This is a genomic window from Gryllotalpicola sp. CP2-P1 (genome assembly GCF_057512245.1).
Genome location: NZ_JBLRDT010000097.1, coordinates 1 through 10,300 on the forward strand (window position 1 = coordinate 1; position 10,300 = coordinate 10,300).

General features: G+C 69.4%; 14 protein-coding genes and 1 tRNA gene. 4 read left to right on the forward strand and 11 right to left on the reverse strand.

Going from position 1 to position 10,300, the window contains the following annotated elements; genetic code table 11:
• From ACM2XV_RS08990 to ACM2XV_RS09010, 5 genes are all read right to left on the reverse strand, one after another.
• The coding region (locus ACM2XV_RS08990) for a protease pro-enzyme activation domain-containing protein (protein ID WP_487026688.1) at positions 1-691 on the reverse strand (691 nt) is incomplete at its 3' end.
• 72 nt (positions 692-763) lie between these two features.
• Positions 764-1,906: an esterase-like activity of phytase family protein gene (locus ACM2XV_RS08995; RefSeq protein ID WP_487026689.1), complete on the reverse strand. Its 1,143-nt coding sequence runs from the start codon at positions 1,904-1,906 to the stop codon at positions 764-766.
• 214 nt (positions 1,907-2,120) lie between these two features.
• Positions 2,121-2,486, reverse strand: coding sequence for a histone-like nucleoid-structuring protein Lsr2 (locus tag ACM2XV_RS09000; protein WP_487026690.1), 366 nt, complete (start codon positions 2,484-2,486; stop codon positions 2,121-2,123).
• Positions 2,487-2,664: 178 nt separating this feature from the next.
• A complete protein-coding gene (locus tag ACM2XV_RS09005; protein WP_487026691.1) occupies positions 2,665-4,017 on the reverse strand; it encodes an FAD-binding oxidoreductase in 1,353 nt (450 codons plus the stop codon).
• A 29-nt stretch (positions 4,018-4,046) separates the two neighbouring features.
• Entirely contained in the window at positions 4,047-4,409 is a 363-nt protein-coding gene (locus tag ACM2XV_RS09010; RefSeq protein WP_487026692.1) for a DUF4267 domain-containing protein, read from the reverse strand.
• A 102-nt stretch (positions 4,410-4,511) separates the two neighbouring features.
• Here ACM2XV_RS09010 and ACM2XV_RS09015 point away from each other — a divergent pair, with 102 nt between their 5' ends.
• On the forward strand, positions 4,512-5,057 hold the full coding sequence (locus ACM2XV_RS09015) for a TetR/AcrR family transcriptional regulator (RefSeq protein WP_487026693.1): 546 nt from the start codon (positions 4,512-4,514) through the stop codon (positions 5,055-5,057).
• 216 nt (positions 5,058-5,273) lie between these two features.
• On the opposite strand, the gene trxA is transcribed toward ACM2XV_RS09015, so the two are convergent.
• The 4 genes from trxA to ACM2XV_RS09035 all read right to left on the reverse strand — a co-directional run bounded on the left by trxA (position 5,274) and on the right by ACM2XV_RS09035 (position 7,321).
• Entirely contained in the window at positions 5,274-5,726 is a 453-nt protein-coding gene (trxA, locus tag ACM2XV_RS09020; RefSeq protein ID WP_344773552.1) for a thioredoxin, read from the reverse strand.
• Entirely contained in the window at positions 5,723-6,040 is a 318-nt protein-coding gene (locus ACM2XV_RS09025; RefSeq protein WP_487026694.1) for a glutaredoxin family protein, read from the reverse strand. Before ACM2XV_RS09025 ends, trxA begins: the two co-directional genes overlap by 4 nt.
• Entirely contained in the window at positions 6,037-6,675 is a 639-nt protein-coding gene (locus ACM2XV_RS09030; protein ID WP_344773740.1) for a peroxiredoxin, read from the reverse strand. Before ACM2XV_RS09030 ends, ACM2XV_RS09025 begins: the two co-directional genes overlap by 4 nt.
• A gap of 106 nt (positions 6,676-6,781) precedes the next feature.
• Entirely contained in the window at positions 6,782-7,321 is a 540-nt protein-coding gene (locus tag ACM2XV_RS09035; protein ID WP_344773556.1) for an Hsp20/alpha crystallin family protein, read from the reverse strand.
• Between the two features lie 831 nt (positions 7,322-8,152).
• Here ACM2XV_RS09035 and ACM2XV_RS09040 point away from each other — a divergent pair.
• Positions 8,153-8,476 (forward strand): SdpI family protein, encoded by a 324-nt coding sequence (locus tag ACM2XV_RS09040; RefSeq protein ID WP_344773558.1) that lies wholly within the window; start codon positions 8,153-8,155, stop codon positions 8,474-8,476.
• Between the two features lie 110 nt (positions 8,477-8,586).
• On the opposite strand, the gene ACM2XV_RS09045 is transcribed toward ACM2XV_RS09040, so the two are convergent.
• Positions 8,587-8,934 carry a hypothetical protein gene (locus tag ACM2XV_RS09045; RefSeq protein ID WP_487026695.1) on the reverse strand — a complete coding sequence of 116 codons (348 nt, stop codon included), beginning with the start codon at positions 8,932-8,934 and terminating at the stop codon, positions 8,587-8,589.
• Positions 8,935-9,057: 123 nt separating this feature from the next.
• Positions 9,058-9,129: transfer RNA gene (locus tag ACM2XV_RS09050), tRNA-Arg, on the reverse strand.
• Positions 9,130-9,189: 60 nt separating this feature from the next.
• On the opposite strand from ACM2XV_RS09050, the gene ACM2XV_RS09055 reads away from it, so the two are divergent.
• Both ACM2XV_RS09055 and ACM2XV_RS09060 read left to right on the forward strand, forming a co-directional pair.
• Positions 9,190-9,717 (forward strand): pyridoxamine 5'-phosphate oxidase family protein, encoded by a 528-nt coding sequence (locus ACM2XV_RS09055; protein WP_344773562.1) that lies wholly within the window; start codon positions 9,190-9,192, stop codon positions 9,715-9,717.
• A 31-nt stretch (positions 9,718-9,748) separates the two neighbouring features.
• Positions 9,749-10,159 (forward strand): VOC family protein, encoded by a 411-nt coding sequence (locus ACM2XV_RS09060; protein ID WP_344773564.1) that lies wholly within the window; start codon positions 9,749-9,751, stop codon positions 10,157-10,159.
• Positions 10,160-10,300 lie beyond the last annotated feature (141 nt).

Genomic DNA, 10,300 nt, shown 5'->3' on the forward strand with positions numbered 1-10,300 from the left:
TCGGCGAGGCCACCCCGATGCCGGCGAAGTAGGTGTCGAGATCGGAAGCGTCGAAGCCCCCGCCGAGCTCGATGATCGCAATGGTGCGGCCGCCGCCGTCTGTTCCGGCGGGGAAGCTGTAGATGTCGCCCAGCTGCACCGGCGTGTAGCTCGACGACACCGCGTGGGGCAGCACCGCGCGGAAGTTGGCCCGCGCCTGCGGGCGCGAATCGAGACCGAGCACGGCGGTCACGACTCCCGAGAGCTGCTCGGGCAGGCTCAGCTCGCCCGTGCGGTGCCAGTGCGCGACCCGGCCGCCCGACGGCGCCTCGCTCTCGGCCCACTCGAGACTCGTGCCGAAGGCCGCCTGCAGCGCCTCGACCGTGCCGGCGACCCGCAGGCGACGGCTCGCGGGGTCGACCGACAGCACCTCGATGCCGTGTTCGGCGAGCGCGACGGTGACCCGCTCGACGTCGGCCGGGTCGGCGCCGTACTTCGCGGCGAGCTCGTCCCGCGAGATCGCCGTGCCTCGAACGACCGATTCGGGAAGCTCGGCGCGGCGGCGCAGCACGAGGGTCGCCTCGATGCGCGCTTCGGCGCCCGCCGGCACGGACGCCGCCTGCATGCCGGCAGCGGGCGGGCGGGCGCTACCGGGAAGCGGGGCGCGCCCCGCGGGGGTGGCGTTCGGGGTCTGGTCGGCTGAGTTCGTCATGCGTCCCTGCCTACCAGCGGCCACCGACATGCACACCCCCACTCGGGGCACACCATCAGGAACAGTCAGGAATCACGGCAGCGCAACGGCGAGGTTGAGCAGCCGGGTGTGCTGCTCGGCGCTGTTGTTGTCGTCGCTGACGAGCGTGACGCCGTACCTGCCGCCGGGCAGCCGGCCGGTCACCGCCATGCCCTCGAAGTTGTCGAGCAGCGGGTTCGCCTGCGTCTCGAGGGCCGGCGCCCCGAGCGTCGGGCACGAGACCAGGTCTGCGAGCAGGGTCTTCTTCACGGCGAGGCGCGGTGAGGCATCCCCCAGGTTCGCGACGCGGCTCACGTCGGCGGCGTGCGACAGCCCGGTCACCGCGAACAGGTTCACGGCGTTGCCGACGGATGCCGACCACGAGGCCTCCTCGACCACCAGGCCGTCGTTCGAGTAGGCGGCCACCTCGGGAATCCGCATGCCGGCATCGGTCTTGTACTCGATCTGCTTCGACAGCGTCCAATGCCCGCGGGCCTGCGTATAGACCAGCAGGCGGTGCGCGGTGGCGTCGCCGGTCGACGACACGTCGCCCGCGAGCGCGCCCTCCATCGCGGCGACGATGGTGCGGCCGTCGGGCGTGACCGTGAGCCCCTCGAGGGTGGCGTTCGCGGTCGCCTCGCCTGCGGGCGTCGAACCGGTCACGGCGAAGCGCGCGGGCACGGGCAGCGAGGCCTTCTGGGCTCCGTCGCGCCCGAAGATGCGAATCGACGGCTCGGTCTCGGAGCTCACGATGTACGACCCGTCCTTCAGCACGCCGAGACCCTCGTTATCGGCGGCATTCGGGTCGGTGGCGATGTTCCCGCCGTCGTAGGGCGTGCCGTCGGCCTTCTTCAGCATGAGCGGCGCATAAGTGACCTTCGGGTCGGCGAGGTCGCGGTACGACCAGACGTATTCCGGCGTCGCGCCGTTGTTGTCGAGTGCAGAGACCCACGCGTGCTGCCGCGCGTCCCACGCGATCGACGAGAGGCCGCTCACCTCGGCCCCGAACGCCTCCTTTTTGTCGAGCGCGTCGCTGTAGCTCACGGCGTCGACGGACGCGGAGCAGGCGAGCGGGTCGCTCGCGTGAGCCGGGTGGGCGGGGCCGCCGTGCGACGGTGCGGCGAGCGCGGGCTGGGCGATGAGCAGGGCGGCGGATGCCGCGAGCGCGGCACCCCCGAACACGAACGTCGTGCGCATGGTCCTTCTTTCGAGTCGGACGGCTCGGCATGCCGTCAACGGTGTCCCCCATTCTGGTGACGACGCATGAACCGGCGGTAGCCCGAAGGGGTACGGCGCGCCCGCCCGGGACGACGAAACGCACGATTCGTCACCCCGAAATCGGGCTCAAGCGTGACAGATCGTGCGTTAGGCGGCGGAACGGATCGCGCAGATTCCGCCCCGCATAAGCGCGTTACTTGTGCGCGTCCTCGTAGGCCTTCATCACCGAATCGGCGACCCGGCCGCGCGGCGAGACGTCGATACCGTTCGCCTGCGCCCACTCGCGCACAACGGCGTAGCCCGCGCTCCAGTGAGAGGTCGAGGACCCGGCTCGACTTGCGCGCGTCGCGGCCTGACGCGCCGGGCTCGAGAGCGCCGACGAGCGACGACCCGCCGCGATGTAGGGCTGCAGCGCCTCGCGCAGTTTCGCCGCGTTCTTCTCACCGAGGTCGATCTCATACGACTTGCCGTCGATAGCGAACGATACGGTCTCGCCCTCGCCGTCGGCGATGACGTCACCCGAGATATCGTCGACCAGTTGCTCGATAACCTTCTTCATTACGGCACCCTCATATCGTCGATTTCAGCCGGTAACGGGATACCGGTGCGAGGCGATACTAGCGGCGTCCGCCTATTTCCTTACGGCCGAAATACCGGGAAAGGCTTATGTATCGCACGCCGCGACGATGCGGTTGTGATACGCCCAGCCACCATCGGATGCCGGCGAACGACCTCCTTCATCGCACAGCGGCACCGCCGAGGAGGGGCCCGCCGAGGAATGGCCCGCCGAGAATGCGCGACCGCCGGATGCGGTGAAGCGGGTCCACCTCATCAGCGATCGCCCGCGCTCGCGTGGCAAGCGGTGCCGGCAGCGCGTCTGGCACCGATGCTGCTCCGTCGCGCCAGGCACCCGGAGCCAGGCCGGCGTCCGCGGTCCCCCAGACCTCGCGTGCGCGTGCGAAGGCGTCGCCCAGCTGAGGCCGCGTGGAGCGGCCGAGGGGCCCGACGGCGTGGTAGATCAGTGGGGCCACGACCTCGGTGAGCGCGCCCGGCCGCCGCGCCGCGGCACCGCCCACATGGCGCAGCTCCATCATCACGATGGGCGAGTCGTCGGCATGCGCGGTGCGGAGCAGCTCGGGAGCCAGGTCCAGGGCGGATGCCTCGAGCCAGCGTGCGTCGCCGAGGGCCGGCACCGGATCGGGAGGATCGAGGTGGATCTGCGCGAGCCGGGCGGCATCGGCCGGACCCCAATCATCGGCGAGCGGGTGGGCCGCCGCCCGCACTGCCGAGAGCAGCGGCTGCGCCCCGTCGCCGCCGTCGGGGTCGGCGACGGACAGGAGGATCGCGACACGGCCCCGAAGCTCGGCGGGAACCACCGGGGCGGCCGTGAGGTGAATGAGCGCGAGGCTGGAGGAGACACTCGGCCCGACGGCGCTCAGGCTTCCGGCCCACGCCTCCGCGACGGTCTCGAGCGCCTCACCCGGCCACAGCAGCCTGCCCGCGTGGAGGGCAGGGGCCGGGAACAAGTCGATCTCGAGCTCGGTGGCGACGCCGACGCCGCCTGCACCGCGAAACGCCCACAGTGCATCGCGGTCGACGGCCTCGCGCGCATCGTCGCTGGCGACGCGCGATCTGCCGAGGCCGTCCACGTAGCCGACGCGGCGGATCGCCCCGCTCGCCAGCCCGTCTCGACGCACCAGCCAGCCGATGCCGCCCGCGAACGAATACCCGGAAATCGACACCGTTCCCGCAGATCCGGCCGGCCCGAGCAGCCCCTGCTGGAACGCCGCCGCATTGACCGCGGCCCACGTCGCCCCACTGCCCACGGTGGCTGTCTTCGCCTCGGCATCGATGCTGACCGACGCCAGCCCCGAGGTGTCCAGGAGCAGCGCGTCGTCCCCCACGGGCGCTCCGGCGCCATGACCGGTCGCCTGCGGCACGACGGTCAGGCCGTGCTCAGCCGCCGCCATCGCCTCGCTGACTTCCGCCGCCGTTGTAGGCGCGGCCACGAGCCGCGGATGCTGCTGCGTCACCGTGTTGTGCGGACGCGTCGCGCGCGCGTATTCGGGCGCTGATGAGTCGTACATCATGCTCTTGCCCTCCTCGTCGATCGCGGAGCTCAGGCCAGTGCGAGCACAATGCCGACCGCGACCAGCACGACCGCTGTCGCGACGTGCACGGTGAGCGCCTGGCGCACGCTGCCCCCGTTGGTGACGACGATCACGGCATCGCCGATCGGGGTGATCGCCGCGGCGATCAGAGCCCAGCCGAAGGCCTCGTGGCCTGCGACGGCGAGCACGACGAGGGGAACGACGCCGGAGGTGATGTCGCGGACCCCTTTGATGCTCGTCAGGGCGCGCGTGCGCCCCTCTGGCACTCCGAAACCGGCCAGCGCGACCCGGGGCGCCAGCACGAAGCGCGCCCCGATGAACAAGATGAACAGACATGCGAGAACAGCGACGACGAGAGCTGCGATAGCCATGAGAAGCCTTCCGAGATAATCTAACAATGTTTTATAACACCGTTCTATCACCTGCAGGACTGTTCGTCTAGCGTCGTTAGGTAACCGCGCTACGATTGGCGCATGTCACCCAGACCCGCCCCGGACCTCGATCGTCGCCGAGACCAGATCACCGCGACGGCGCGCGAACTCGCTGAAGCGGAAGGGTGGGCCGCCGTCACCATGCGCCGGTTGGCGAAGGAGCTCGGGGCCACCCAACCCGTGCTCTATTCAGCCTTTCCCGACGGCCGGCAATCGCTCGTCGATGCGGTCGCCTTGAACGGATTCACCGAGATCGCCGCAACGCTCGAGTCCGTCCCGCCCGAGCCTGCGGCCCGCATGCGCGCCTACCTCGACTTCGCGACCCGTCACCCGAGCCTCTACGAGGCGATGTTCGCACTGCCGTCCGGCCTGGAATTTGGCGCCGGCAGCAGCCCCGAGCCCCTTCGCCGCGCCTTCGCTGCGATCCAGGCCGCCTTCCCCGGCGCCGATGCCAGAGCAGAAGTCGCCTGGGCCGCGCTGCACGGCCTGGCCACCCTCCAAGCAGGCGGGCGCCTTCCCGCCTCCCGTGCGCAAGCGCGCGTCGAGCACCTCGACAAGATGCTGGCGCGCGCCGAGAGCACCGGGTAGCGGAAGCAGTCGGCCTGGCCTGCGCAAAGGTGCAGACCCCGGCGGCGCGTCTCTCTTCTTCCGCTTGGTGACGGCGATGGTGACCGCCCAGAGGGCTGCGCCGCCGATGAGCGCCTTCCACCACCACCCGCGTCGAGTCGAGGCGACGGCCATCGGCACCTGAACTGCGGGTGGGACGTCCACGAGCCGCTCCTTCGTCATCCGACGGGACGTGAGCTACCGCTGGCTGACCGCCTGCAAAGAAGTGCCGACCCAGTCGCGCAGTTGCTGTGCGGGGGCGGCGCCGACGGTGCGTGAGGTCTCGCGGCCGCCGGCATAGAACAAGAGCGTGGGGATGCCCGTGACCTGGTGTCGTGCGGCGACACCCGGGGATTCGTCGGCATTGAGCTTGACGACCTTGAGTCGGCCCGCGTTCTCAGTGGCGAGCTGCTCGACGACGGGCGCGATCGCCCGGCAGGGGCCGCACCACGGCGCCCACACGTCGACCAGCACGGGCAGCGAGCTGCGCGCCACCGCTTCGTCGAAGGTCGCGTCGTCGGCCGAGACGAGCCACGGAAGGTCGGCGTGACAACTGGCGCAGCGCACGCGACCCTCGCGGGCCTGCGGCACGCGATTGCGGGTGCCGCAGGCCGGGCAGGCGACGACAGCGGATGCCTGCGTCACGGTCACAGGTTCACCCCGTGGCGCGCGAGCGCCCGCTGCAACTGCGGCAGGCCGGGGGCCATCAACCATTCGCCGCCGACGTAGACGAGCGGCGTGCGCGCGCGTCCGCGACCCAGCAGTTGCAGCTTCCGGTTCACATCGGGATGGCGGTCCAGGTCCACGTAGTGATACTCGATTCCCGCGCGGTCGAGCGCACGGCGGGTCATCTGGGTGATCCCGCACCAGCTGTTGCCATAGATCGCGACGGGCACGTCCACCGCCTGCCGGGCGGCACGCTCAGCCATGGGCCGGGTGGGAGCCATCACGTCGAAGAGAGTCATTGTCGTTCACCTTCGCTTTCGATCGGGGCTGAGCCGGTCTCGGGCGCCTTGATGGTTTCGAGCGCAGCGACCAGCTCGTCAAAGTCCGGGAGATGGTGAAGTTGCGGCGAAACGTGCGCCCAGCGGATGACGCCCTCATCGTCGATCAGATACACGGCTCGCTCACTGAAGCCGTTCCGTACGCGCCACACGTTGTACGCGCGGGCAGTCTCGCCCTTCGGGTGAAAATCGGAGAGCAGCGGATACCTGATGCCGCGCACCGCGGCCCAGGCCCCGTGGCTGTATATCGAGTCGGCCGAGATGCCGATCAGCTGGATCCCCCGGGATTCGAATTCGGCGATCTCTTGTTGGTACAGATCGAGCTGGACGCTGCAACCCGGGCTCCAGTCCAAGGGGTAGAACACGAGCGCAACGGGTCGCCCGCGGAAGTCCGACAGACGCACCACCCTTCCGCTCGCGTCGGGAAGGCTGAAGTCGGGCGCCGGCGTGCCCACGGGGAGGCCGCCCGCAACGCGCTCCCCCTCCATCGGCGGAGCCGTTCGGTACAGCTCGCGAACATCAACCCCGGCGGCGTCATTGGTGGGCACTGCGGCCTTGTCAACGTCGAATCCGTCGACGAGCGCGAACGCATCCATCACGCTGCTCCCCTCACGCGTGCGTGCCGGCGGACAGGAATCGTGACCCTCCCGCGCACCCGCTTCGTGGGGCCACCGGAACGGCGGCCCCACGGAAGGTGCCTGGTCAGTGCACCAGCGAATGCGCGGGTTCGGCTTTTCCCTGCTTCGAACCCGCCTCCTCGTGCTCGGCGCTGGCGCCGACGCTCGCTGGTGCCTCGCTCGATGCCGTGCTTCCGGCCAGGGCGCGCTGCGACGCACGGCCGGTAGCGACCTGGATCTTGCGCGGTCGCGCGTGCTCGGCGATCGGAATCGTGACGCGGAGAACGCCGTCACCGTAGCTCGCCTCGACGTGTTCGACATCGGCATCCTGGCCCAGCGCGACCCGCCGCAGGACGGACGCGTCGGAGCGCTCGCGCACCAGCCAGTGACCATCCTTCTTCTCAGAGTCGCTCGAGCGTTCGGCTCGAACCGTCAGCCACTGCCCATCGATGGACACGTCGATCGACTTCGGGTCAACTCCCGGAAGGTCGGCGCTCAACACGTAGCGATCCGACTCGCGGTGCAGATCCAGCGGCACCCCTACCGGCGCCTGCGCCCCGTTCATGGCGGAGAACAACGCCGAGCCGAGTCGGTCGAACTCATTCAACACATCGAACAGCATCATCAACCTCCAATTCCTGAGTCGGGATGGCTCAACTTCTGCCATGAGTGACGCTCGAGCATCCGTCACTATTCCCGCGAATCAGATAATTTCTCCGAGCGGTAGCTTGGCCGTAGACCCCGCTCTGAGATGGTCGGAGTCCCAGCGAGACGACGCGAAAGACATGCCTGCCCCGTTCGACTCGCGGCGCGCTCCGCTCGGCGTCACGCCCGCCGCGGGCGGCGTGAACGCGGCCGTCCACTCCGACCGCCAAGGCGGTCTAGTTCTGCCCGGTCGGCGAGGACGGGATCGAGCGTCTGCGCGAGCCACGCCACCGCGCCAGCTGGGTGCTCCCCGACTTCGTGCCCGACGTCGGCGCCGGCGCCTGCTTCGGGCTGCGCGCCCGGCCCCTGGGGACCCGGCCCCTGACCTCAGGCTCGACGCCGACAAGCTGCTCGTCGACCCGCATGCGAAGGCAGTACACGGCCTACGCCGCGCTCACCCACCCCGCCGAGGGCAACCACCTGAGGCCCGCACTGTCGTTCAAGGGCAGCGACAACGCCGCGTACTGCCGGCTCGTGCCGCGCCGAACTGCTGCAGTGTCTCGAGCCAATGGAGGCGCACCCGACCTTCAATCAGCGGTGATGCGAGCGCTGCCAGGTCGCCGTCTCCCCGGAAGACGTCGACGACATCCAGGTCGCGCTGCTGCACCCTCGTGATGTGGTCGTGTAGATGCGCTTGACTGGATAGTGGGTGTTGCCTTTGCTTTCGGGCGGTGAGGGCCGAGCCCGAGTTTCGATATGGAGGTGCACGCACGTGACGAGTCCGGGTTGGTTCGCGGCGGTTGGGTGCGCTGTGCTTCTGATCGTCATCGATTCGGTTATCTGGGCAGTCGTGTCTCAGGCCGCCAATGGCGCGAGCAGAAGCCACTTCGCGGGCATCCGTCTGCCGTCTCTGATGAGGAGCGAGGACGCGTGGCACGCGGGCCATGTCGTGGCGCGCAAGGTCATGGCGCCCTTCCTGGTGGCGGCGGCGGCAATCGCGGTGTTGTCCGTCCCTTTGCAGCTCGCCCCAGTTGCCTACATCGCCGCTCTCGGTCTCTCCCTTGTCTCCACGGTGCTGGCACTTGGTGTCGGTGCCGCGTGCGCTTCTCGCGCCGCCCGGCGCCTGGCTCCTTAAGAAGGCTGTTGGTTCACTGGCCGAGGCGACCCGCGGTGGATGATGTGCCGCACCTGCCGGCCGTCATCGAGCGTGATCCGGTCGTGCTCACCGAGCTGGATCAGTTGAAGCTACATGCGTGCATCGTCGAGCGCACTGCCGACATTCGGCCGGGCTGTGGATAAGTCGACAGCGATTGAGTAGAGGATCTCCCAGCCGTCGGGGACCTGCTCCGCCAGCTTCGCCTTCACCTCACCGTAGCTTGGAGCCCCGATCGTCAGTTCGCGCGTGACCCGGCTGTGTGCCTCAGCCTCGACGGTGACGGGCTGGCCGCCCTTCCGGTCGATAGACCGGACATGCGCGAGCTCGAAACCCTCCGGGATCCGCGCCTCAAGCGAGGCCCGCGCCACATGCCCTTCGGCGTGCGCCTCGCGGTCTGTCCACCTATAGGTCGAGCGGAGAGCGGCGCGCACGATCACTCCCGAGATAAGCGCCGCAGATGCGGATGCAGGTGTGGGCAAATGTGGGCAGATGCCCCTCGCAAGACAGAGAGAGCTCCGAATCGCCAGTGTTTTCGAGGCGAACCAGGGTTCTACGTCGCGTGCCCCTGGAGGGACTCGAACCCCCAACCCTCTCCTTAGGACGGAGCTGCTCTTCCATTGAGCTACAGAGGCCGGCTGGTCAATCTTATCGGAGCGCCCGCCGATGTCGGTGGCCCGTGCTCTACTTGCGGCATGTTCGAGACGGCTGACGAGGTCGCGGCGCTGCAGGCACTGCTCGACCACAGCATCGCCCAAGCTGGGCCGCACCTGCGCCAGATCTTCACCGACGACGTGCTGATGAGCGCGAGCGAGCTCATCGAGCGGATGCCGGGCATGCGGCTCCTCACCGTCGCCACGGTCTCCCGCGATGGCCGCCCCATCGCCGGGGCCGTCGACGGCTACCTGCTGCACGGCGAGCTCTGGTTCTCGTCGGGCGCGGCGGCAGTGCGCACCGCCCACCTGCGGCGGAATGCCGCCGTGAGCGCCACGTGGCTTCCCGATGAGACGACGCAGCTCATCGTCCACGGCGAGGTCGAGATCATGCCGTTCGGCGACGGCCGGGCCGCGCCGCTGCGGCAGGCGATGATCGATCACTACGTCCCTGTCGAGGGCCCCGAGTGGGCGCACTTCGTCGACGAACTGGTCGACGACGGCTCGGTCGCCTTCCGCATCGCCGCCTCGAAGGCCTTCGCATATCACCGCGCCCCGGCCAGGCCTTGACGGCATCCGGCCGCCCTGCATTGATGGGGACATGTCCATCCGTCACGTGCAGGTCGTCTCCATCCCGGTCTCCGACCAGGACCGCGCGAAGGAGTTCTACGTCGGCGTGCTCGGCTTCGCCCTGCTCGCCGACCGGCGATTCACGCCCGAGATGCGCTGGGTCATGGTGGCGCCGCCCGGCGGGCAGACCGCGCTCACCCTGGTCACCTGGTTCCCGTCGATGCCGCCCGGGTCGCTGCAGGGCACCGTGCTGGAGTCCGACGACCTCGAGCGCGACGTCGCGGCCCTGAGCGGCAAGGGCGTCGAGGTGAGCCCGCCGCAGCATGCCCCCTGGGGACGCTTCGTCACCTTCGCCGACCCCGATGGGAACGGGATCGTGCTGCAGGCATCCGCCCCGAATGCCGCCGACGCGGGCGTCTCCGATTGGTCCGGCCACGCCTGAGCCGGTCGCAGGCGCCTCTCGCGACTACTGGTGGAACTGCGGAATGATCAGGTAGATCCCGTACAGCACCGCGGCGATCGCGAGCGCGAAGCAGAGGCAGGCCGCGAGCGACGCCCACGGCGGTCGCGGGTGCGTCAGCGG

Coding starts and splice junctions, on each gene's coding strand:
- ACM2XV_RS09015 (WP_487026693.1), top strand. CDS start 4,512: ATGTCACCCAGACCCGCCCCGGACCTCGATCGTCGCCGAGACCAGATC.
- ACM2XV_RS09035 (WP_344773556.1), bottom strand. CDS start 7,321: ATGATGCTGTTCGATGTGTTGAATGAGTTCGACCGACTCGGCTCGGCG.
- ACM2XV_RS09010 (WP_487026692.1), bottom strand. CDS start 4,409: ATGGCTATCGCAGCTCTCGTCGTCGCTGTTCTCGCATGTCTGTTCATC.
- ACM2XV_RS09060 (WP_344773564.1), top strand. CDS start 9,749: ATGTCCATCCGTCACGTGCAGGTCGTCTCCATCCCGGTCTCCGACCAG.
- ACM2XV_RS09005 (WP_487026691.1), bottom strand. CDS start 4,017: ATGATGTACGACTCATCAGCGCCCGAATACGCGCGCGCGACGCGTCCG.
- ACM2XV_RS09030 (WP_344773740.1), bottom strand. CDS start 6,675: ATGGATGCGTTCGCGCTCGTCGACGGATTCGACGTTGACAAGGCCGCA.
- ACM2XV_RS09025 (WP_487026694.1), bottom strand. CDS start 6,040: ATGACTCTCTTCGACGTGATGGCTCCCACCCGGCCCATGGCTGAGCGT.
- ACM2XV_RS08995 (WP_487026689.1), bottom strand. CDS start 1,906: ATGCGCACGACGTTCGTGTTCGGGGGTGCCGCGCTCGCGGCATCCGCC.
- ACM2XV_RS09055 (WP_344773562.1), top strand. CDS start 9,190: ATGTTCGAGACGGCTGACGAGGTCGCGGCGCTGCAGGCACTGCTCGAC.
- ACM2XV_RS09000 (WP_487026690.1), bottom strand. CDS start 2,486: ATGAAGAAGGTTATCGAGCAACTGGTCGACGATATCTCGGGTGACGTC.